This is a genomic window from Ideonella sp. FW305-24 (assembly GCF_058788035.1).
The window spans coordinates 45,879-67,525 of the sequence record NZ_JBYTAI010000006.1; the positions used below are offsets into that span (position 1 = coordinate 45,879).

The following is a 21,647-nucleotide window of genomic DNA, read 5'->3' on the forward strand; positions in this document are numbered from 1 at the left end:
GTCAGATCCCCCGGGCCGCGGGGGCCTGCAGCAGCGCGCCATCGGCACCGAACCAGTAGAGCTGTGCTGGCGAGAGGTGCAGCGTCACGTTGGCACCCAGCTCGAAGTCGTGCACGCCGGTCAGCTGCGCGACCAGCTCGCCCACGGCGGTGTGCACGTGCACAAAGGTGTCCGAGCCGGACAGCTCGGCGAGTTCGACACGGCCCGGCAACGCAAGGTCGCCGGGGCGTGCGGTGACGCGCACCGCGCTGGCACGCAGGCCCAGCGTGAAGCTGCTCGAAGTGCCTGCGGGCAAGGTCAGCGGCCAGACTTCCTTGCCGCCCACGCGCACGCCACCTTCGGCCGGCACAGCGTCCAGCAGGTTCATCGGCGGGTCCGAGAAGGCCCGTGCCACGCGCAGCGAAGCCGGGCGGTGGAAGACCTCGGCGGTGGGGCCGTATTGCAGCAGTTCGCCGGCATCCATCACCGCGGTGTAGCCCCCCAGCAGCAGCGCTTCGGCCGGCTCGGTGGTGGCGTAGACCACGGTCGAATCGCCCGCGGCGAACAGCTGCGTCAGCTCCTCGCGCAGCTCTTCGCGCAGCTTGTAGTCCAGGTTCACCAGCGGTTCGTCCAGCAGCATCAGCGGGGCGTTCTTGGCCAGTGCGCGGGCCAGTGCCACGCGCTGCTGCTGGCCGCCGGAAAGCGCGGCGGGCAGGCGGTCCAGGAAGACCTCGATGTGCAGCTTGGCGGCCAGCTCGCGCACCCGGCGGTCGATCTCGGCCTTGGGCTTGCCGCTCAATTTCAGCGGCGAGGCGATGTTGTCGTAGACCGTCATCGAAGGGTAGTTGATGAACTGCTGGTAGACCATGGCCACGTCGCGCTCGCGCACCGGTTTGCCGGTCACGTCGGCGCCGTCCACCCGCACGCGGCCGGTGGTGGGCTTGTCCAGCCCGGCCATCAGCCGCATCAGCGTAGTCTTGCCGGCTTGCGTCGCGCCCAGCAGCACGGTGACCGCGCCGGGCTTGGGCGCGATGCTCATTTCGTAAAGCCAGGTCTGCGGGCCGACCCGCTGGCTGATCTTGTCCAGCGTCAGCTGCATGTGACCCCCGCGCTGCTGGCTTGCGGCTGTTCGTTCATGTACTTCGTCATCCAGTCCAGCACGCGTTGGCGTGCGTCATCGTTCAGGTGCAGGCCCAGCTTGCTGCGCCGCCACAGCACGTCTTCACCGCTGCAGGCCCATTCGTGTTCGGCCAGGTAGCGCAGCTCGGCCTCGTGCAGGCCAGGCGCCACTTCGGCGCCCAGGTCCGCCAACGACTCGGCCTTGCCCAGCAGCAGGCCGATGCGGCTGCCGTAGGCGCGCGCCAGCCGGCGCGTCAGCTCACGTGGCAACCACGGGTGGCGCTGGCCGATGGTCTGCACCAGGCGCTCGAAATCGGTGTCCGGCCGCTGCGGTGGGCCTATCCATTCGCGCAGGTCGCCGCCGGGCAAAAAGGCACCTTCGGTCCACGGCTTGCGGCGCTCGCCCAGCATGTCGCCGACCTCGTCCGCCGCCTCTTCGGCAAGCTTGCGGAAGGTGGTGATCTTGCCGCCCCAGACTGAAAGCAGCGGCGCCGCGCCGGTCTGCGTTTCCAGCAGGTAATCGCGCGTGACGGCAGACGGATCGCCCGCCGCATCGTCCAGCAGCGGCCGCACGCCGGAGTAGGTCCACACCACTTCCTCGGGCCGCACCGGCCGCGTGAAGTAGCGGCTGGCCTGCTCGCACAGGTAGGCGATCTCGTCAGGGGCGATCTTCGCGCCGCGCGGATCGCCGTGCAGTTCCTGGTCGGTGGTGCCGATCAGCGTGAAGTCGCGCTCGTAGGGGATGGCGAAGATGATGCGCTTGTCGGGGTTCTGGAAGATGTAGGCATGGTCGTGCTCGAAGCAGCGCGGCACGACGATGTGGCTGCCCTTGACCAGCCGCAGGTGCTTGGTCGCCAGCGCCTCGCCGGCGGCGGGCGTGGCGGTGTCGCGCAGGAAGCGTTCGGCCCAGGGGCCGGCGGCGTTGACCAGCGCGCGGGCCTGCACTTGGCGTTCGCTGCCATCGGGGCCGCGCAGCGTGGCAAGCCAGCCATCGGCGCTGCGCTTCGCTGCAACGACGCGGGTGCGGGTGAGGACTTGCGCGCCGCGGGCCTGCGCGTCCAGCGCGTTGAGCACCACCAGGCGCGCATCGTCCACCCAGCCGTCGGAATAGATGAAGCCACGCGTGAAGCCGGGCTGCAGCGGCGCGCCGGTCGGGTGCTGGCGCAGGTCCACACCGCGCGAGCCGGGCAGCACTTCGCGCTTGGCCAGGTGGTCGTAGAGGAACAGGCCCAGGCGGATCATCCACACCGGGCGCAGGAAGTTGGCCTTGGGGTCGTGCGGCATCACGAAGCGCAGCGGCCACATGATGTGCGGCGCGCTTTTCAGCAGCACCTCGCGCTCCTGCAGCGCCTTCCTCACCAGCGCGAATTCGCGGTATTCGAGGTAGCGCAGCCCGCCGTGGATCAGCTTGGTCGAGGCCGACGAAGTGTGCGCGGCCAGGTCGTCCTGCTCGGCCAGCAGCACCCGCCAGCCGCGGCCGGCCAGATCGCGTGCAATGCCGCAGCCATTGATGCCGCCGCCAACGACCAGCACGTCGCAGCTCTGCGAAGTGCTGGCGCTGTGGCCTGGCGATGCGGGCGGGGCAATGGGCAAGCTTTGTCTCCTCGGTTCGTTTTGTTCGTCCTTTTTCGTTTTACCCGAATTCGATGTTCGTTTGCAAGAGAGGTTTCGTTGGTTTGTTTTCGTTTGGGTTCGATTACGCTGCGCCCCGAACGCCTGCTTCAGGCGCCACGCCGCCGCCGACAATCTTCCGCATGACGCCCAACCCCCGCCAATCCGAGCTGCTGTCCGAGGTGAAGGCGCGCGGCAGCGTGTCGGTCGAGGCGCTGGCCGAGCGCTTTGGCGTGACGTTGCAGACCGTGCGGAGGGACGTGAAGCTGCTGGCCGAGGCCGGGTTGCTGGCGCGCTTCCATGGCGGCGTGCGCCTGCCCGGCTCCACCACCGAGAACATCGCCTACCGCCAGCGCGAGGCCCTGCATGCGGACGGCAAGCAGCGCATTGCCCGCGCCATCGCGGCCCAGGTGCCCAACGGCTGCTCGCTGCTGATCAACCTCGGCACCACGACCGAGGCCGTGGCCCGTGCGCTGCTCAAGCACCAGGGCTTGCGCGTCATCACCAACAACCTGAACGTGGCAAGCATCCTGGCCGACAACCCGGACTGCGAGGTCATCGTCGCGGGCGGGCTGGTGCGGCACCGCGACCGCGGCATCGTCGGCGAAGCCACGCTGGACTTCATCCGCCAGTTCCGCGTGGACATCGGGTTGATCGGCATCTCGGGCATCGAGCCGGATGGCTCGCTGCGCGACTTCGACTACCGCGAGGTCAAGGTCTCGCGGGTCATCATGGAGCAGTCGCGCGAGGTCTGGATGGCGGCCGACCACAGCAAGTTCAACCGCCCGGCCATGGTCGAACTGGCGCGCTTCGCCCAGCTCGACCGGCTGTTCACCGACGCCGAGCCGCCCGCGCCCTTCCCCGCGCTGCTGGCCGAGGCCGGCGTGCAATGCGAAGTGGCGCCGGGTTAAGGTTGGCGTGCAATGCGAAGTGACGACGGACTCAAGCCGTCGTCAAAGGAGACAAGAAAAATGAGTTTCATCCTCGCCCTGGATCAAGGTACCTCAAGTTCGCGCAGCATCGTCTTCGACGACAGCGGCCGCATCGTCGCGCAGGCGCAGCGCGAGTTCACGCAGCACTTCCCGCAGCCCGGCTGGGTCGAGCACGACCCGCTGGAGCTCTGGCAGAGCCAGCTGGCCACCGCGCGCGAGGCGCTGGCCAAGGCACGGCTGCAGGCGGCCGACATGAAGGCCATCGGCATCACCAACCAGCGCGAGACCACGCTGGTCTGGAACCGCCGCACCGGCCAGCCCGTCTACAACGCCATCGTCTGGCAGGACCGCCGCGCCGAGCCGCTGTGCGCCGAGCTGCGCGAGCAAGGCCATGCGCAGGCCGTGCAGGCGGCGACAGGGCTGATCATCGACGCGTACTTCTCCGGCACCAAGATCCGCTGGATCCTGGACAACGTGGCCGGCGCACGCGCCGCCGCCGAGCGCGGCGAGCTGGCCTTCGGCACCGTGGACAGCTGGCTGCTGTGGCAGCTCACCGGTGGCCGTGTGCACGCGACCGATGTGAGCAATGCCGCCCGCACCATGCTGTTCAACGTGCGCGAGAACCGCTGGGACGAAAGCCTGCTGGACCTGCTGAAGATCCCCGCCAGCCTGCTGCCCGAAGTCCACCCCAGCAGCCACTTGTTCGGCGAGACGGACGCGGCGCTGCTCGGCGCCTCGCTGCCGGTCGGTGGCATGGCCGGTGACCAGCAAAGTGCCCTCTTTGGCCAGGCCTGCTTCAAGGCCGGCATGGCCAAGAACACCTACGGCACCGGCTGCTTCATGCTGATGCACACCGGCGAGCGCTTCCAGGTGAGCGGCAACGGCCTGATCACCACCTCGGCCGCGCAAGCGCGTGTCGACGCTTCAGCGGCGTGGGTGCCCGAGTTCGCGCTCGAAGGCAGCGTGTTCATCGGTGGCGCGGTGGTGCAATGGCTGCGCGACGGCCTCCAGGCCATCTCAGCCAGCTCCGAGGTGCAAGGCCTCGCCGAAAGCGTGCCGGACGCCGGCGGCGTGATGTTCGTGCCCGCCTTCACCGGCCTGGGCGCGCCTTACTGGAACGCCGAGGCCCGCGGCGCCATCGTCGGCCTCACGCGCGGCAGCACGGTGGCCCATATTGCCCGCGCCGCATTGGAGAGCATCGCCTTCCAGAGCGCCGCGCTGCTGCAGGCCATGAGCCGCGACGCGGTGGCTGCCGGCGGCCACCCGGTCACCGAGCTGCGCGTGGACGGCGGCGCCTGCGTGAACGACCTCTTGATGCAGTTCCAGGCCGACCTGCTCGGCATCCCGGTGCTGCGCCCGAAAGTCATCGAGACGACAGCCCTCGGCGCCGCCTACCTCGCCGGCCTGTCCAGCGGCGTCTGGCGCACGCTGGACGAACTGTCCAGCCAATGGAAAGCCGAACGCGTCTTCCACCCCACGCTGCCGCGCGAGCGGGCGGAGGAGCTGATGATGCGCTGGGAGCGAGCGGTCAGGCAGGCGGTTGCCGGCTGAGGTGCCTCAGGCCGATGGCGCTCCGCCATTGGCTTGCGCCTGCCTGGCCAGTGCCACCGCGTCGCGGATGTTGAGCCGCAGCATCTGCGTCGAGCCGACGTAGCCGCCGATGGCGTCGAGTGCCCGGGCCTCGATCGCATCGGCCGTTGTCAAACCTTCCCGTACCAGCGACTGGATGTCCTCGCGATCGTTGTCGGCCAGCCTGGCAATCTTGCTCACCGCGAGATCCACCGGGCACAGCACGAACAGCCGGATCTGCGCCAGGCCCAGCGGGACCGGCACGGCATCGTGCAGATAGTCCTCGTGCATCAGCGCAAAGGTCGAGTTGTAGTTCGTGTCCAGGTAGATGACCTGGGTCGAGCCGTCTTCCAGCGTTTTCTCCACGACCAGGTCGCGCGGCAACTGCACCCGGGCGCCGAATTCGGCATCCACATCGGTGGTCACGCGGCTGGCGGTGTAGAGGTGCACCGCCATGCCACCTGCCAGGTAGACGTTCAGCGGCCGGTCCAGTGCCAACTCGGTCTCCAGTCGCGCCAGCAATTCCCGCAGGCCCTGCGCCAGGGCAGTGCCGGTGCGAAAGCGCGGGGCGACAGACATCGCGGTCAGGCGCGCAGCAGGCGCTGGGTCAGCATGTCCCGGAGGCGAGGCAAGCTGTGCACCCAGGCACGCCGCAGCACTTGCTCTGCCGGCAGCAGCTCATCCGGATGCGAAGCGAAGTAATGCTCGCTGACCTTGCGCAGGGACTGTGCCGCCTGTGCCTGCCGCGACTGCAACACCATCGCCGCCAGGCGGAACACGTTGGCCTCGCGCTGGTCCCGCGCGAGCAGATTCCCGTCCTGCGCAGCCGCGGCGCAGCGGTCCAGCATCACGGCCTCGGCTTCGCGGGCGGATGGCGGTGGATGCAGCAGCGGGTCCATGTGGTCGTACTCTACACGGCAGCCGTCATCTGCGGCCTGCCTTGCGACTCGCCTGCGCCGCGAGGCGCCCGCCTCACCAGCTCGTGACCGGCGGTTCGTTGCGGTGGCGCTCGCGTTCAGCGGCGCCGCGCGCATCGTCGGCGCTGTAGAAGTGGTAGCGCCGTTTGCCGGCTTGCTTGGCCTGGTACATGGCCTGGTCGGCGCGGCGCAGCAGCGGCTCGCGTTCGCTGGCTTGTTCAGGAAAGGTGCACACGCCGAGGCTGGCCGAGACATGGTCCACGCCGCCGGCCAGCGCATAGGGCTGCGAGAGCACGTCGACCAGCAGGCCGGCGACGGCTTCCAGCTGCGCGCGGCTGCCGGTCTGCTCCAGGATCACCGCGAACTCGTCACCGCCCAGGCGGCAGATCACGTCGCTGCCGCGCAGCGTCTGCCGCAGCCGCTCGCCGACCATGCGCAGCAGCGCGTCGCCCTGGTCATGGCCAAGGGTGTCGTTGACGCGCTTGAAACCGTCCAGGTCGATGTAGATCAGCGCGCTGCCGCTGTCCTGTGTCCCGGCGCGGGCCAGGGCCTGGCTGATGCGCTCCATGAAGTAGTGGCGGTTGTGCAGCCCGGTCACGTTGTCGAAGTAGGCCAGGTCGTTGAGCCTGGCCTCGGCCTGGCGGCGCTGGCCGAGCTCGTGGTGCAGGCGCACGTCGCGCTGCTGCAGCTGCTCCATCATGCGGTTGAAGGCGCTGGACAGGGCCACCACCTCGGCAGCGCCGGCCGCACTGGCGCGGCGCTCGAAGTCCTCATGGCGCCAGACGTGCAATGCCGCGTCCACCAGCTCGGCCAACGGGTCTGCGATGCGCGCCGCCACGCGGCGCCACAGCAGCACCGACAGGCCGAAGGCCAGCAGCGCCACCAGCATGCTGAAGCCCACACTGCGCGCCAGGGCCAGGTACATCGGCCGCAGCTCGGCTTCCAGCGCCAGCGTGCCGACCCGCTCGCCGTGGCGCTGCACCGGCAGGTAGAACGCCACGCCGCACCAGCGCGTGAGCCAGCCCTGGCCGTCGGGCTGCAGCGTGTGGCAGGTGTCGGGGCGCTGCTCGGGCGTGTCGCGGTTGTAGGCGCCCAGGGTCAGGCCGTCGGGCGTGAAGAGCCGGGCCTGCAGCACGTCGGGCGAAGCACGCAGCGAGGCCAGGATGTCGTTGGCCTCGCGGTCGCTGGCGAACATCACGGCGGCTTCGCTGTTGGTGGCGATGATGCCGGCCACCGTGCGCAGGCTGTCCTTCAATTCGTGGTGGCGGTTGTTGAGCTCGTGCAGCGTCATCACCAGCGTGAAGCCGGCCAGCAGTGCGCCGGTCAGCCACAGGCCGAAGGTGGCGATCAGCCGGCGGATGGGGGGATGCGCGGCGTCCGGCGCAGGTGGCAGCAGGGCGGCGGCCAGGTCCATGGGCGCCGCATCCTGCGGGGCGACGGGGCTGCGGCGCGGGCGCAGGTTTTTCACTTGGCGCCCGCCACATAGTTGGCCATCTTCAGCATGCGGGCGTTGAAGCTGATGCGGACCTTCCTGGCCATCGCCAGGTTCACTTCGAAGCCCAGCTTCAGGTCGCGCTTCTGGATCTCGATCATCAGGCCCTGGTCGGCCAGGCCGTCGCCGTCGGTGATGGTGAGGATGGGCGCGCTGTCCAGCCTGGCCAGCAGCTCAGGCGCCAGCTTGCGCTGGCTGTCGTCGAGGTAGAGGGCGTGGCAGGGCGCCAGCGGGTCCTGCAGGCTCACGTGCACGACCTTGATGTGCACGTCATTGAGCACGCGCTTGCCTTCCAGCCTGGCCAGCGGCTCGTCCATCGGCGTGCGGCCCAGCACGCACAGGCGAAAGGGCTCGTCCGGCGGCACCGGCCACTGGGCGAACTGGATGAAGTTGTAGAGGTAGGCCGCCTTCATCGCGCGCTCGTCGACCTGGGCGTATGCGGCGGTGCTGGCGAACAGCAGTGCCGCCAGGCCATGGCGCAGCAGGGTTCGCATCAGAAATGCCCCCGCAGTTCGATCCAGCCGTAGCGCACCTTGCGGCCCATTTCGGCTGGAGTGCCCATGTACGGGTCCAGCCCGTGCTCGGGCGTGTTGCCGGCATTGCGCAGGCCGATGGTCAGGTCCAGCGGGCCGATCAGCTTGAGCGCCTGCAGCGTCAGGTCAATGCGGGTGCTGGACGGCACCGGCACCAGGTCCTTGGGCGTGTAGCCGTCCCACGTGGGCAGGTAGCTGCTGGTGCGGCGCACGGCAGCGCTCAGGCGCCAGCGCTCGCCATCCAGCGGCACGGACAGCTGCAGCTTGCTGATGTGATGCGGCGAATAGGCCAGTTCGTTGCCGAGGTTGTTGTGGCTGCGCTGGAAGGCCTGGCTGGCGCGCAGGCGCAGGCCCTGCCATTGCCACTCGGCCTCCAGCTCCAGGCCGTGGCCGCGCAGCGCCGTGATGTCCTGGTCGGGCCAGATCATTTCGCTGACGCGGTAGTCGTACACCGTGGCCAGCCAGCGCAGCGTGTCGTGCCGGTACTCGGTGGCCAGTTCGCGGTGCAGCACGTGCTCGCCATGGTCCTGCGGCGACAGGCCGAAGGACTCCTCCGCGGCCGAGGCAAAACGCGTGGCGCGGCCCAGCGAGCCCTTGAACTGCCAATCCGGCAGCGGCGTCCAGACCATCGCGGCGCGTGGGCTGTAGGTCCAGTCGACGTTGGTGCGGCGGTCGGCGCGCAGGCCCAGCGTGGCAACGAGCTGCTCGCTCAGGCGCAGCTCGTCTTCCACCGAAAGTCCCAGGCTGCGCCGGTGCATGGCCAGGTTCTCGTCCGGGTAGCCGGAGTCGACCTGGTCGTAGTGCAGTTTCGGGTCCTCGCGCAGGCGCAGGCCCAGCACCACCCGCTGGCGCTGCCAGCCCTCGTAGCTGGCCTGGGTGTCCAGGCTCCACCAAGCGCCTTCGGCACGGATGCTGCCGTGGTAGCCCTGCAGGTCCACGTCGTAGTTGTAGCGCTGACCACCCAGCTGCGCCCGCACGGAGCTGCGCCAGCCGGCCAGCGCGCCGTCGTCGAAGCTGTGGTCGTGGCCCAGCGAGACCACATGGCCGCCGTCCTGCTGGCTGGTGGTGGCCGGCACGCTGGGGTATTGCGAGCGCACGGTGCGGGCCGAGCTCAGCAGCTGCAGGCTGAACGCCTGCCACTGGCCCTTGAGCAGCAGCTGCCAGGCTTCGGCATCGCCTTCCTGGTAAGGCATCTTGCCCAGGTCGGAGCTGGGCGTGCCATCGTTGGCATGCAGCGTCAGCGAGGCCAGCCATTCGGCGCCGTTGTCGGCCCGCTGGCCCCAGCTCAGGCGCAGCTTGCCGTCGCCATTGCGGCCGCCCGACACGGCCGCTTCCAGGCCGTTCAGGTCGCGGCCGCGGCGGGTCACGATGTTGATCACGCCCAGGAAGGCGTTGTTGCCGTACATGGCGGAGCCGGCGCCAGGCGCGTATTCGATGCGGTCGATCATCGCCACGTCGATCAGCGCGTCATGGCCGAGGAAGATCTGGTCGAACAGGTTGTCGCTGGCCGGCACGCCGTCGACCAGCATCAGCACCCGGCCGGCGTAGGCACCGGGGCCACCGAAGCCGCGGGCGCCCAGGTAGAGGTAGCTGGTGTCGGCGCTCACCTGCAGGCCGCGCATCTGGTCCAGCACCTCGCCCAGCGTGCGCAGGCCCAGCGCCTGGATGTCCTGCGCCGTCAGCAGCGAGACGGCGGAGGCCGCGTCGGTCACCTGGCGGGCGAAGCGCGCGGCGCTCAGCACCTCGGTGTTCATCAGCTGCTCCAGCGGCAGCTCGGTCAGGTCATCGGCGCGGGCTGCGCCCAGCAGCGCCAGGCTCAGCAGACCTGCGCCCCAGGCGCACCGACAGGATTTTCGAAACAACATGGACAGCACGCGGGCAGGCAGGCAGGCAGGCAGGGGCCAATCCCCAGGTTCGGGCAACCAAGCGGGGCACAGCTTCATTTCGTCCCGCGGCGGCACTTCTTGAGCCGGGCACCGCGGCGGGCCGGCCTGCGCTGGGACAATCCCTCAGGTTCCTGCCAAATTCACGCTTTGGGACGCCGAGGCACGCTTTGCCTCGCCTGTCTTGCTTGTTTGCCTGCCCCCATGCACCACACCCTCGACTTCCTGCGCAGCGGCGCGCTGGCCGGCCAGCGCCGGGTCAACCTGCGCGGCGGGCTGACCGAGTTTCCGCGCGAGCTGTTCGACCTGGCCGACACGCTGGAGGTGCTGGACCTCAGCGACAACCAGCTCAGCGACCTGCCACCCGACCTGCACCGCCTGCACCGGCTGCAGGTGCTGTTCGCCTCGGGCAACCGCTTCACCCGCGTGCCCGAAGCCGTGGGCCGCTGCGAGGGCCTGCTGCAGGTCGGCTTCAAGGCCAACCGCATTGCCGAGCTGCCGGCGCAAGCGCTGCCGCCGCGGCTGCGCTGGCTCACGCTGACCGACAACGCACTCGCCGAGTTGCCCGACGAGCTCGGCCGCCGCCCGCTGCAGAAGCTGATGCTGGCCGGCAACCGGCTGAGCCGCCTGCCAGACAGTTTTGCCGGCCACGCGACACTGGAACTGCTGCGCCTGGCCGCCAACCCGCTGCAGGCGCTGCCCGCGTGGCTGACCGAGCTGCCACGCCTGAGCTGGCTGGCGCTGGCGGGTCACGACCTGGGTTGGCAACAGGCTGCGCCAGCACCGCTGCCGGTGGCCGAATGGGCCGAGCTTGCGGTCGGCGAACTGCTGGGCGAAGGCGCTTCGGGCCTGATCCACCGTGCCCGCTGGTCGCCTGCCCAGGGCCAGCCGGTCGACGTGGCGCTGAAGCTGTTCAAGGGCGAAGTCACCAGCGACGGCCTGCCCGAACACGAGATGGCAGCCACGCTGGCAGCCGGCGACCATGCGAACCTGGTCGGCGTGCTGGCGCGGCTGCAAGGCCACCCGCTGGGCACGCACGGCCTGCTGATGCCGCTGCTCGCAGCGGGTCACCAGGTGCTGGCCGGCCCGCCCAGCCTGGCCAGCTGCACGCGGGACGTCTACCCGCCCGGCCTGCAGCTGACCGCGGCCGACACGCATGCGCTGGCGCTGGGCGTGGCCCGGGCGGTCGGCCAGCTGCATGCGCGTGGCCTGCTGCACGGCGACCTGTATGCGCACAACCTGCACTGGCTGCCCGGCCAGGGCGGCAGCGTGCGCCTGGGCGACTTCGGTGCCGCAACCCGCCTGCCGGCCGACGAGCCGGCGCTGGCCGCCGCGCTGCAGTCGCTCGAAGTGCGGGCCTTCGGCGTGTTGCTGGACGAACTGCTGGCGCTCACTTCGGCGCTGCCCGCCAGCTCGCCGCTGCCCGCGCTGCGCGATGCCTGCCTGGCGCTGTCGCCCCGAGAACGGCCGACGATGCTGCAGGCCATCCGGGTGATGGCGGGCGACCGCGCGGTCGGCTAGGCTTGGCGCTGATGCCCGCCTTGTTCGCCACCGCCCGGTTCGTTCGCCGCCGCTGCCTTGCGCTGGCGCTGGTCCTCGGCACGGCGGGGCTGGCCGGCTGTTCGGCCACCCGGCCGGTCTACAACCAGCCGCTGCCGGCCAAGGCCGCGGCCGAGACTGCCGAAGGCGGCTACCGGCTCAGCAACGTGCCGGCCAGCGGGCGCAACAGCAACGAGCTGCTGGTCGTCGCATCCTTTTCCGGTGGCGGCGCCCGCGCGGCCACGCTGGCCTACGCGGTGCTGGACGCGATGCGCCAGGTGCCCATCGACCTCGGCGATGGCCGCGGCCCGCGCAGCCTGTTCGACGAGCTGGACGTCATCAGCGCCGTCTCCGGCGGCAGTTGGCCGGCCGCCTACCTGGCCCAGCATGGCGACGCGATGTTCCCGGCCTTCGAGCAGCAGGTGCTGCGGCGCGACCTGCAGGGCGACTTCGTGCACGAACTGCTGGCCCCCGCGCAATGGGGCTGGCTGTTCTCGCCCACCTACGGCCGCGGCGACCTGTTCGCCGAGTTCATGGACCGCGAGGTCTTCCACGGCGCCACCTATGCCGACGTGCTGGCCCGCAGGCAGCGACCCTGGATCACGCTGAATGCGACCGACATGTCGCTGGGCGCACGCTTCGAATTCAAACAGGAGCAGTTCGACCTGATGTGCTCGGACCTGGGCAGCGTGAAGCTTGCCACCGCGGTCGCCGCGTCGTCGGCAGTGCCGATCGCGCTGTCGCCCATCACGCTGCGCAACTACGCCGGCCACTGCCCGCAGCCGCCGCAGCTGGACCTCTACGGCCTGTTCGGCGAACGCCGCCGCGCCCAGTATTACCAGCAGTCCACCAGCTACCAGGACGGCAAGGCCAGGCCTTACATCCACCTGCTGGACGGCGGCCTGGCCGACAACCTCGCGATCCGCGCCATGCTGGAAGCCACGATGGCTGCCGGCGGGCTGCGCGCCGTGATGGCGCAGGCCGGCATCCTCGGCGTGCGCTGGCTGGTCTGCATCGTCGTCAATGCCGAAGGCCACGCCGGCCTGGAGGCCGATCAGTCCGAGCTCGTGCCATCGGTGCTGCGCGTCACCCAGGCCGTGGCCGACATCCCGCTCGGCCGCCACTCCAACGACTCACTGGAACTGCTGCGCGAAGCCGTCGCCCGCTGGCCCCAGGAAGCTGCCGGCCCGAACGCCGACCCGAACGCGCCGCCACCGCTGAAGACCTACCTGATCGAAGTCAGCCTCGAAGCCCTGGAAGCCGCCAGCGGCGAATCCGTCGGCAGCTCACCACTGGCCGGCCTGTCCAACTCGCTGAGCCTGCGCACCCTGCCCACCGCGCTGAGCCTGCCACCCGCCGCGGTGGACCAGGTGCTGGATGCGGGTCACACGCTGTTCCGGCAGTCGCCTGAATTGCAGCGCCTGCTGAAGGACGTCGGTAGCGAGGCCCGGCGGTAGCGGGTCAGGCGCAGCGCCCCCAACCTCAAAGGCAGGCCCAGAGCAGCAGCGACTGATGCTGGGCGTGGGCCGAGGCGGCGAACGCCGAGAGTTCCCGCAGGTAAACGGTCACATCCTGCGTGTCCCAGCGATCCAGCTCCGCTTGCTCCGTCCGGGCCCAGGCGAGGGCCACCGTGTCGACCTGCTCGTCGCTGAGATGGGCCAGGTCGTCCACCAGGGTTTCCGGGACCAAATCGATCCAGGGGCCGTCTTCGCCACCGTCCACGAGGCGCTGGAAGGATTCGGAAAACGCGACCACGGCCTGCGCGTCCATCGGCTTGCCCTGCAGGATGAACGCCAGCGTGGCGAGCTTGAGGCTGTCCAAGCTGTGGCTTTCCAGCGTCGGCCAGACGTTGGCGTGGCCCTGGGTGTTCAGGATGGCTTCGGCTTCCTGGGGTTTGGCGGCGATGAGGTCGGTGAGCATGGAAAGGCAGCAGATGGGAAGGACCGGATTTTGAGGTGCTTTCGGGGCGCCGGGGTTTCGGTACATTCCTGCCGATGCCACCGCGCCCATCCAGCGCGGCCCTGTTCCTTCACGCTTTGGAGATCCCGATGCTCAGGCGACCCCTTCTGGCCCTGCTGGCCACCCTGGCCACCACCGCGGCACTGGCCGCAACGCTGCCCTACAACGAAACCGCCGACGCCAAGGCCGAGCTGCGCGACGCGCTGGCGCAGGCGGGGCAGTCCAAGCTGCCGGTGCTGGTGATCTTTGGCGCCAACTGGTGCGAAGACTGCCGGGCGCTGGACGCGGCGCTGAAGAGCGGCAAGAACGCCGAGCTGATGGCCAAGTCCTTCAAGGTGGTGAAGGTGGACGTGGGCAACTTCAACCGCAACCTGGACCTGGCCAACAGCTACGGCAACCCGATCAAGAAGGGCATCCCGGCCGCGGTGGTGCTGTCGCCGGACAACCAGCTGATCTACGCCACCCGCGGCGGCGAACTGGCCGATGCGCGTCACATGAGCGAAACCGGCATCTACGACTTCTTCTCGGCCCACGCCAAACACCAGTGAACGCCTCCCGGGCCGGGCTGCACTTCCTTTGATGTCCGACGCCGACCTGCTCGCCGCCTTGCTGGACGCCGCCTGGCGCGGCGGCTTGATCGCGCTGCTGGCCGTGCTGGCCGGCCGCCTGTGGCGAGCCCGCCGCGGCAGTGCGCTGGCCACCACCGGCGGCTGGCTCGCGGCTGGGCTGGTGGTGCAGCTCGTCAGCTCCGCGCCCAGCTTCGAGGCCAGGGTGCCGCTGCTGTGGCAAGTGCCCTGCATCGCGGTGGCCACGGCCAACAGCGTGCTGTTCTGGGCCTTTGCGCAGGCGCTGTTCGATGATGACGCGCGACTCGGGCCGCGGCACCTGCTGGCCTGGCTGGCCGTCGTGCTGCTCGCGGCGCTGAACTGCAGCTGGCTGGCCCGGCCGGGTGCCAGCGCCACAGAGCAGGTGGCCCATGTCGTCCTGCGCCTGATGCCGCTGGGTTTTGCACTGGCAGCGCTGCAGGCCACGCTGGCCCACTGGCGGGGCGACCTGGTCGAGCCGCGCCGGCGCCTGCGCCTGCTGGTGGTGGCCGGCGGCGTGCTGTACACCGCCGCCCAGCTGGCGCTGCGGCTGGCTGGCGACGGCGGCCGGCTCTCGACTGCCGCGGCGCTGGTCGACCTCGCGGGCCTGGCGCTGCTGATCGGCCTGATGCTGCGCGGCGGTGCTGGCCTGGCCGCAGCGCTCCCGGTGGTGGCCGAAGCACCCGCGGCGGCGCCGGTTGATGCGCCGCTGGCCGCCGAGCCTTCCCCGCAAGCCGACGCAGCCGACCTGCAACTGGCCGAGCGGCTGCAACAACTGATGCGCGACGAGGCGCTCTACCTCGACGAAGGCCTGACCATCGCGGCGCTGGCCGCACGCCTGGCGGTGCCCGAATACCGGTTGCGCCGCGCCATCCACGGCCAGCTCGGCCACAGGCACTTCACGGCCTTCGTCAACAGCTGGCGGTTGCAGGCGGCCAGCCAGGCGCTGGCCGACCCGGCCTGCCGCGAGCAGTCGGTGCTGCACATCGCAATGGCCGCGGGTTTCCAGTCCATCGGCCCGTTCAATCGGGCCTTCAAGGCGGCACAAGGCCTCACGCCCAGCGAATTCCGCCGCCAGCGACTGGCCGAAACCTGAAATCGCAGCTTCCGGCCAGCCGAAAGCTGCCGCCGGATGGGCATTCCAACTCGCGGCGAGACGCCCGCAACCGAACACCGCATCGTGCAAGCCCTGGTGGCCTGGGGGCCGCCGAAAAGGGTTCACGATGCACATTGACCTTGCGAAGAAAAAGTCCGGCTGGCACAAGGCCGCCGGTGCCCTGGTGTTCGGCCTGCTGGCCGCCTGCGGGGCCCACGCGGCCGTCGGCATGACTGAGTTGCCGCCGCGAGGAGAAGACGGGCCGGTCACGCTCTACTACCCGAGTGCCGCGCCGGAGCGGCCGCTCCAGCTGGGCGCGTTCACGCTGGCGCTGGCGCCGGACGCGCCGCCGCAGCCCGGCAACGGCCGGCTGGTGGTGATCTCGCACGGCTCCGGCGGCTCGCCGGTGGTGCATTCGGACCTTGCGCGGGCGCTGGTGCAGGCGGGCTTCGTCGTGGCCCTGCCCGAACACCGGGGCGACCACTACGGCGACACCAGCGACGCCGGGCCCGAGAGCTGGAAGCGGCGGCCGGAAGAAGTGTCCCGCGCGATCGACGCGGTGGCCGCCGATGCGCGCTTCGGGCCGCTGCTGCAGCTGGACCGGGTCGGCGTCTATGGCATGTCCGCCGGCGGCCACACCGCGCTCACGCTGGCCGGCGGCCGCTGGTCACCGGCCGAGTTCCAGCGCCAGTGCGCCGCCCACCTGGACCAGGACTTCCAGTCCTGCGTCGGCCTGATCACCACGCTGCAGGGCAACTGGCTGGACGGCCTGAAGCGCTGGGTGGCCCAGGCCGTGCTGCGCCGGTACTTCGGCAGCGACACCGCCTGGTACGGCCACACCGATCCGCGCATCGCCGCCATCGTCGCAGGCGTGCCGGCTGCGGCAGATTTCGACATGGCCACGCTGGTGCACCCGGTGGTGCCGCTGGCGCTGGTCACCGCGCCGGGCGACCAATGGCTGCATCCGCGCTTCCACAGCGACCGCGTGCTGCAGGCCTGTGCCGGTGCCTGCGTGCACCTGGCCAACCCGCCCGGCGCCGGCCACGGCTCGCTGCTCTCGCCATTGCCGCCTGGGCTCACCGGCCTGGAAGGCTCGCTCCTGAACGACCCGCCGGGCTTCGACCGCGGGCAGATGCGCGCGGTCGACCAGCAGATCGTCGGCTGGTTCCAGCAATGGTTGCTGAAATGACAGCGGACAAGCCTGGGTTCAGCTGCGCGGCGCCATGTACTGCGCCAGGAAGGGCAGCAGCTGGGCCTCGTAGGCCTTGGGCGCGTGGACGTAGAGGTCCACATGCGCTGCGCCTTCGACCGGCCAGAAGCGCTTCGGTTCGGGCGCGGCGTCGAAGATGCGGCGGCTCTCGGCCAGCGTGGTGTGCAGGTCCTGCGTGCCCGCGGCGATCAACACCGGCGAGTGCAGCGAACGAATGGCCTCGACCGGGCGCAGCTCGTCGGCGCTGATGCCCAGCCGCAGCGGCAACTGCCACAGCAGCATCGGCGCCAACGCCTGGGCCGAGGTGGCGCCGAGCTGGCGCGCCAGCCGGTCGGTCACCGCATCGGCAATCGTCGGGTACATGGACTCCAGCACCACCGCGTCGGGCGCGGGCTCGGCATGGGCCAGCACCAGCGAGGCCGCGCCCAATGACACACCGATCACGCCCACCGGCTCGCCCGGCCGCGCGCGCCGCAACCAGGCCAGCGCGGCTTTCACGCCTTCGGCCTCACGCAGGCCAAACGAGATGCGCTCACCGCTGCTCTCGCCATGCGCCGGCAGGTCGATCAGCAGCGTCGAATAGCCTTCGCGGCGCAACAGCCGCGCCCGCTCCATCATCTGCCGCCGGTCCGAACGCACGCCGTGCAGCAGCAGCAGCGTCCCGTGTCCGGGCTGCCCCTGCACCGCCCAGCCCACCACCTGCCCACCACCGGCCAGCGGCAAGGTCACAGCCCGCGCCTGCAGGTCCGGTGGTGCCTCGCCGATCAGTCGCGAAGCGGGACGGCTCAAGGCCTCGCCGGCGCCCAGGCAGGTCAGCGTCACCAGCACCACGCTGGTCGCCAGGCTGAGGATCAGGCGGCGCAGTTTCATCGGTGCTGGTCCACCAGCACCGGATTGCCGTCCGGGTCGATGGCGACAAAGCTGGCCGGGCCGACGGTGGTTTCGTCGGCCTCGGTGGCCAGCGTGATGCCTTGGGCCTTCAGCTGGCGCTGCAGTTCGCGCACATCTGTGAACTCGGCCAGCGGCTTGGCGTGCTGGTCCCAGCCGGGGTTGAAAGTCAGCATGTTCTTCTCGAACATGCCCTGGAACAGGCCGACGAGGTGCTCGCCGTTCTTCAGGATCAGCCAGCCCTGGCCGGCGTTGCCGCCGAACTCGCGAAAGCCCAGGGCTTCGTAAAAGGCCCGCGAGGCCACCAGGTCCTTGACGGCCAGGCTGATCGAAAACGCACCGAGCTGCATCGCAACACTCCTTCGCCACCGAACGCCGGGGCAGCCCGATGGTCGCAGCGGCGCTTCAGCCGTGCAAGACCATCACGGCAACCGTGCCGCAATGCAGCAGCACCGTGCCCCAGTAGGCTTCGCGGAAACCGGGCTTCAGCGTCTTGTGGTGCAGCAGCAGGCGGGCCGCCCAGCCGGCAGGCCAGCCGCCCAGCAAGGCCAGCGTGTGCAGCAGCTTCTCCGGGATGCGCCAGCGGCCCTTGCGCGCGGCCTGCTTGTCCCAGGCGTAGACCAGGAAGGTCAGCAGGTTCAGCGCGGCCAGCGCCGGCCAGGTGGCGCCGGGCAGCCGGCCCTGGGAAATGCCGCGGGCCAGCAGCAGCAGCCAGACCACGGTGAACGCCAGCAGCAGCATGCTGGCCGGCGCGGCGCGCCCTGCATGCGGCCTGACGCGGCGGCCGGCGGGCGGCGCGTTGGACCAGGCGCGGCTGACTTCGTCGGCAGCGGTGGGCGGCGCGTCACCCCAGCGCGGACGGCGCGAGGGCGAGCGCCACGTGGCACCGGCCACCGGCCGCACCAGCACTGCGCGCCGTCCGGGGCCGCTGTCGTGTGAGAGCTCGAAACACACCGCCTGGCCGATGGCCGGCACCGCACCGGGCGTGGCCGGCTCGAAGTCGGTGATGTGGAAGAAATAGCGCGTCTGCTCGGCCAGGACGAAGCCGTAGCCGCCCTCGGTTTCCCAGTGCTCGATGTGACCCAACTGCGACACGGCACCTTCCGGACAAACAACAACCGCACAAACTGGCCTGGGCGCAGCAAGCTGCTGCGGGCCACCGGGGGCCGCGAGTTGCCTCGCCCATCGCCATCCTGCCAGCGGCGCGCTGGCCTGCAAGGCGATTGCGGGCCGATTGTTGCTGCGAAGCGCATCGCATCTCCTCAAGCTTGAGGATGTCGCACCCGGCAGCGCCGAGTTTGGCCGCCTCCCCGGCGAGGCGGTGGCGGCACCGGGCCGGGTCAGCCCGGCTGCGCCGCCCCGGGCCGGGTCTCGGCGGCCAGCTCGCTGGGCAGTTCGCTGGGCTGCGGCCGCGCCGCATAACGCCGGGCCAGCCACGAGCAGACGAAGAGCTGCAGCTGGTGGTAGGCCATGATGGGCAGCACGACAATGCCCAGCGTGGGGCTGCCGGCGAACAGCAGCCGGGCCATGGGCACGCCCGAAGCCAGCGTCTTCTTCGAGCCGCAGAAGACGGCGACGATCTCGTCGGCCACCGGAAAGCCCATGGCCCGGGCCACGCGCCGGGTGAACCACAGCATGGGGAACAGGAACAGCGCAGCGCCGGCCAGCGTCATCGCCAGCAGGCCCCAGCCGTGGTTGCGCCACAGGCCATCGGCGACCGAGTCGCTGAACGAGCACCAGACCAAGAGCAGGATCACGCCGCGGTCCACCAGCGTGGTGATGGGTTTGATCTTCTTGAAGAAGGCCGCGGCGAACAGCCGCGCGATCTGGCCCAGCGCAAACGGCAGCAGCAGCATCTGGGCGATCTTCAGCATCGTGTGGCCCACCTCCATGCTCTGCCCGTTGGCACCGGTGAACACCAGGCTGGCCAGCAGCGGCGTGAGCACCGCGCCGATCAAGGTGGACAGGCTGGCGTTCAGCACCGCCGCGGCGACGTTGCCCCGCGCCAGCGCGGTCATCGCCACCGACGAGGACACGGTGGACGGCAGCACCGCAAGGTAGAAAAAGCCCAGCACCAGTTCGGGCGGCACCATGCTGCCCAGCAGCGTCTTCAGCAGCAGCCACCACAGCGGGAACAGCGCAAAGGTGCAGAGCTGCACCAGCAGGTGCAGCCGCCAGCGCGAGGCGCCATGCAGCAGGCTCTCGCTGGACAGGCCGGTGCCGTGCAGGAAGAAGATCACGAAGATGCCGATGTTGCCCAGTTGATCGGCATGCACGAGCCCGCCGCTGCGGCCCAGGTCCGGCCAGGCCGAAGCCAGCAGCACGGCGGCCAGCATGCCGAGCATGAAGCCATCGACCTTGCCGCGCTGGGCGGCGAAACGAGGGCGGCGGGGAAGCGGGCGGGAAGCGGTCATGCGGTGGAACAGTCGGTCTGCGAGACCGGTTAGGCTAAGCGCCAAAGGCGCGGGCAACTGCCGCTCCTCCGCCAAGCCATGCCGCCGAACCGCCAAACTGCCCCCTCTTTCTCCGCCACACTGCCCACCGGCCGCCCGCAGGCCGAGCGCAGCGTGCCGCGCCTGCCCAGGCTGCCGCGCGCGGTGCTGGCGCGTGTCGAGACGCTGCCGGCCGGCGCCTGGTCGGCCGAGCACAGCCACCCCTGGGGCCAGCTTTCATATGCCAGCCAGGGCGTGCTGCAGGTGCACACCGCGGCGGGCCACTTCATCGCGCCGCCGGAGCGCGCGGTGTGGGTGCCGGCCGGCCTGCCGCACACCGTCGTCAACACCGGCCCGGCCGAGATGCGCAGCCTGTACGTCGCCAGCCCGCAAGGCTGGATGCCTGGCGACTGCAGCGTGCTGGAGATCGACCCGCTGCTGCGCGAGCTGATCCTGGCGGTCTGCGCGCTGCCCGAGCTGTACGACGAAGCCGGCGCCGCGGGCCGGCTGGTGCAGGTGCTGCTGGACCAGCTGGCCCAGGCCCGCCCGGCGGTGATGGCCTTGCCGCTGCCGACCGACAAGCGCCTCTTGCGCCTGTGCGCCGCGCTGCAGGCCCAGCCGGCCGACCTGCGCACCTGGGCCGGATGGGCGCAGGAGATCGGCATCAGCGAGCGCTCGCTGGTGCGGCTGTTCCAGCAGCAGACCGGGCTTGCGCCCGGCGCCTGGCGCCGCCGGCTGCGCCTGCTGCTGTCGCTCTCGCCGCTGGCCGCAGGCGACAAGGTGGCCGGCGTGGCGCTGGACAGCGGCTACGCCTCGGCCTCGGCCTTCATCACCGCCTTCAGCGCCGAATTCGGCGTGACGCCGGCGCAGATGTTCGCGGCCCGCTGAAGCGGCTCAGTCGCCCGCCAGCCGCTGACCCAGGAAATCCACGAAGGCACGGACCTTGGGCGACAGGTGGCGGCTGCTGGGCCACACGGCATGGAAGCGACCGCCGGGTGGCGTCTCGTGTTCAAGCACGGTGAGCAGCGCGCCACGCGCCAGCGGCTCGCGGACCAGGAAGTCCGGCATGTGGCCAATGCCCAGGCCGCCCAGCGCCGCGCCGCGCACCGCTTCCATGTTGTTGAACACCAGGGTGCGGCGCAGATGCACGCCAGCGTCCGCCGTGCCATCCCCCAGCGTCCACTCCTGCAGCTTGCCGGCGTTCGGCTCGCGAAAACGGATGCCGTCGTGCTCGGCCAGCGCCTGCACGCTGCCTGGCATGCCGCGCTGTGCCAGGTAGGCCGGCGATGCGCACAGCAGCGGGCGGTAGGGCCGCAACGGCCGGCTGACCAGCCGCGAATCGGGCAGCACGCCGCTGCGCAACGCCACGTCCACGCCGTCATCGATCAGGTCCACCAAGCGGTCGTTGAAGTCCACCTCCAGCTCCACCGCCGGATGCTGCGCCAGGAACTCGGGCAACAAGGGCAGCAGCAAGTGGTAGGTGACCACCGGTGCGCTGACGCGCAGGCGGCCCCGCGGCTTCTGCATGGCGGCCGACAGCATGGCCTGCGCGTCTTCCAGGTCGTCCAGGATGCGGCGGCAGCGCTCGTGGAACAGCCGACCCTCCTCGGTCAGCGACACGCGACGGGTGCTGCGCTGCAGGAGCCGGACGCCCAGCTCCTGCTCCAGCCGGACCACCGCCTTGCCGACCGCCGAGGCGGACACCTCCAGCGCCCTGCCGGCGGCAACGAAGCTGCCGAGATCGGCGGTGCGGACGAAGGCGATCAGGCCGGTGAGTTTGTCCATGCGGGCAGCCGATTGCGGCCAATTTTTCCTGAATGAATGGATTTTCGGCCTGTTTATCGGCTGGGCGTGAAGTTCTATCGTGAAACCAGCCTGAACTTCGTTTCACCCCATTCCCATGT

At 70.2% G+C, this 21,647-nt stretch carries 21 protein-coding genes; 8 read left to right on the forward strand and 13 right to left on the reverse strand.

Translation table 11 applies throughout. The annotated features are described in order from the left end of the window. Window position 1 precedes the first annotated feature (1 nt). Both AC3WR5_RS17375 and glpD read right to left on the reverse strand, forming a co-directional pair. Window positions 2-1,078, reverse strand: a complete 1,077-nt coding sequence (locus AC3WR5_RS17375) for an ABC transporter ATP-binding protein (protein WP_492485931.1) — start codon at window positions 1,076-1,078, stop codon at window positions 2-4. Then, window positions 1,069-2,685 carry a glycerol-3-phosphate dehydrogenase gene (gene glpD, locus AC3WR5_RS17380; RefSeq protein WP_492486294.1) on the reverse strand — a complete coding sequence of 539 codons (1,617 nt, stop codon included), beginning with the start codon at window positions 2,683-2,685 and terminating at the stop codon, window positions 1,069-1,071. Before glpD ends, AC3WR5_RS17375 begins: the two co-directional genes overlap by 10 nt. A 167-nt stretch (window positions 2,686-2,852) precedes the next feature. Here glpD and AC3WR5_RS17385 point away from each other — a divergent pair, with 167 nt between their 5' ends. Together AC3WR5_RS17385 and glpK are read left to right on the forward strand one after the other, a co-directional pair. Beyond that, on the forward strand, window positions 2,853-3,620 hold the full coding sequence (locus AC3WR5_RS17385; RefSeq protein ID WP_141289388.1) for a DeoR/GlpR family DNA-binding transcription regulator: 768 nt from the start codon (window positions 2,853-2,855) through the stop codon (window positions 3,618-3,620). A 60-nt stretch (window positions 3,621-3,680) separates the two neighbouring features. Next, window positions 3,681-5,192 (forward strand): glycerol kinase GlpK, encoded by a 1,512-nt coding sequence (gene glpK, locus AC3WR5_RS17390; protein WP_492485932.1) that lies wholly within the window; start codon window positions 3,681-3,683, stop codon window positions 5,190-5,192. A gap of 6 nt (window positions 5,193-5,198) precedes the next feature. Here glpK and AC3WR5_RS17395 read toward each other — a convergent pair whose 3' ends face one another. The 5 genes from AC3WR5_RS17395 to AC3WR5_RS17415 all read right to left on the reverse strand — a co-directional run bounded on the left by AC3WR5_RS17395 (window position 5,199) and on the right by AC3WR5_RS17415 (window position 10,017). Continuing rightward, window positions 5,199-5,789, reverse strand: coding sequence for a DUF6036 family nucleotidyltransferase (locus AC3WR5_RS17395; RefSeq protein WP_492485933.1), 591 nt, complete (start codon window positions 5,787-5,789; stop codon window positions 5,199-5,201). A gap of 5 nt (window positions 5,790-5,794) precedes the next feature. Continuing rightward, entirely contained in the window at window positions 5,795-6,109 is a 315-nt protein-coding gene (locus AC3WR5_RS17400) for a hypothetical protein (RefSeq protein ID WP_492485934.1), read from the reverse strand. Between the two features lie 73 nt (window positions 6,110-6,182). Further along, window positions 6,183-7,541 (reverse strand): diguanylate cyclase domain-containing protein, encoded by a 1,359-nt coding sequence (locus AC3WR5_RS17405; RefSeq protein WP_492485935.1) that lies wholly within the window; start codon window positions 7,539-7,541, stop codon window positions 6,183-6,185. A 50-nt stretch (window positions 7,542-7,591) separates the two neighbouring features. Then, entirely contained in the window at window positions 7,592-8,113 is a 522-nt protein-coding gene (locus tag AC3WR5_RS17410) for a YfiR family protein (protein WP_492485936.1), read from the reverse strand. After that, the gene (locus AC3WR5_RS17415; protein ID WP_492485937.1) at window positions 8,113-10,017 is read right to left on the reverse strand and encodes a TonB-dependent receptor plug domain-containing protein; all 1,905 of its coding nucleotides are present in this window, start codon (window positions 10,015-10,017) and stop codon (window positions 8,113-8,115) included. The genes AC3WR5_RS17410 and AC3WR5_RS17415 overlap by 1 nt, the downstream gene beginning before the upstream one ends. A gap of 222 nt (window positions 10,018-10,239) precedes the next feature. Here AC3WR5_RS17415 and AC3WR5_RS17420 point away from each other — a divergent pair, with 222 nt between their 5' ends. Both AC3WR5_RS17420 and AC3WR5_RS17425 read left to right on the forward strand, forming a co-directional pair. After that, window positions 10,240-11,556: a leucine-rich repeat-containing protein kinase family protein gene (locus AC3WR5_RS17420; protein ID WP_492485938.1), complete on the forward strand. Its 1,317-nt coding sequence runs from the start codon at window positions 10,240-10,242 to the stop codon at window positions 11,554-11,556. 11 nt (window positions 11,557-11,567) lie between these two features. Then, window positions 11,568-13,031 (forward strand): patatin-like phospholipase family protein, encoded by a 1,464-nt coding sequence (locus tag AC3WR5_RS17425; RefSeq protein ID WP_492485939.1) that lies wholly within the window; start codon window positions 11,568-11,570, stop codon window positions 13,029-13,031. A gap of 25 nt (window positions 13,032-13,056) precedes the next feature. Here AC3WR5_RS17425 and AC3WR5_RS17430 read toward each other — a convergent pair whose 3' ends face one another. Continuing rightward, a complete protein-coding gene (locus AC3WR5_RS17430) occupies window positions 13,057-13,494 on the reverse strand; it encodes a hypothetical protein (protein WP_492485940.1) in 438 nt (145 codons plus the stop codon). Window positions 13,495-13,622: 128 nt separating this feature from the next. On the opposite strand from AC3WR5_RS17430, the gene AC3WR5_RS17435 reads away from it, so the two are divergent. From AC3WR5_RS17435 to AC3WR5_RS17445, 3 genes are all read left to right on the forward strand, one after another. Further along, window positions 13,623-14,081: a thioredoxin family protein gene (locus AC3WR5_RS17435; protein ID WP_141291232.1), complete on the forward strand. Its 459-nt coding sequence runs from the start codon at window positions 13,623-13,625 to the stop codon at window positions 14,079-14,081. A gap of 31 nt (window positions 14,082-14,112) precedes the next feature. Next, the gene (locus tag AC3WR5_RS17440) at window positions 14,113-15,213 is read left to right on the forward strand and encodes a helix-turn-helix domain-containing protein (protein ID WP_492485941.1); all 1,101 of its coding nucleotides are present in this window, start codon (window positions 14,113-14,115) and stop codon (window positions 15,211-15,213) included. Window positions 15,214-15,340: 127 nt separating this feature from the next. Then, the gene (locus tag AC3WR5_RS17445) at window positions 15,341-16,402 is read left to right on the forward strand and encodes an alpha/beta hydrolase family protein (protein ID WP_492485942.1); all 1,062 of its coding nucleotides are present in this window, start codon (window positions 15,341-15,343) and stop codon (window positions 16,400-16,402) included. 18 nt (window positions 16,403-16,420) lie between these two features. Here AC3WR5_RS17445 and AC3WR5_RS17450 read toward each other — a convergent pair whose 3' ends face one another. The 4 genes from AC3WR5_RS17450 to AC3WR5_RS17465 form a co-directional block, all read right to left on the reverse strand. After that, complete coding sequence (locus AC3WR5_RS17450; protein ID WP_492485943.1) at window positions 16,421-17,293, reverse strand: alpha/beta hydrolase; 873 nt, start codon at window positions 17,291-17,293, stop codon at window positions 16,421-16,423. Then, window positions 17,290-17,661, reverse strand: a complete 372-nt coding sequence (locus tag AC3WR5_RS17455; protein WP_141292074.1) for a VOC family protein — start codon at window positions 17,659-17,661, stop codon at window positions 17,290-17,292. The genes AC3WR5_RS17450 and AC3WR5_RS17455 overlap by 4 nt, the downstream gene beginning before the upstream one ends. A 55-nt stretch (window positions 17,662-17,716) precedes the next feature. Next, complete coding sequence (locus AC3WR5_RS17460; protein ID WP_492485944.1) at window positions 17,717-18,406, reverse strand: DUF1294 domain-containing protein; 690 nt, start codon at window positions 18,404-18,406, stop codon at window positions 17,717-17,719. Between the two features lie 245 nt (window positions 18,407-18,651). Further along, window positions 18,652-19,725, reverse strand: a complete 1,074-nt coding sequence (locus AC3WR5_RS17465; protein ID WP_492485945.1) for a bile acid:sodium symporter family protein — start codon at window positions 19,723-19,725, stop codon at window positions 18,652-18,654. 78 nt (window positions 19,726-19,803) lie between these two features. Between AC3WR5_RS17465 and AC3WR5_RS17470 the strand changes: the two genes are divergently transcribed. Continuing rightward, entirely contained in the window at window positions 19,804-20,631 is an 828-nt protein-coding gene (locus AC3WR5_RS17470) for an AraC family transcriptional regulator (protein WP_492485946.1), read from the forward strand. 6 nt (window positions 20,632-20,637) lie between these two features. Here the strand turns inward: AC3WR5_RS17470 and AC3WR5_RS17475 are convergent, their stop codons facing one another. After that, a complete protein-coding gene (locus AC3WR5_RS17475) occupies window positions 20,638-21,528 on the reverse strand; it encodes a LysR family transcriptional regulator (RefSeq protein ID WP_492485947.1) in 891 nt (296 codons plus the stop codon). Window positions 21,529-21,647 lie beyond the last annotated feature (119 nt).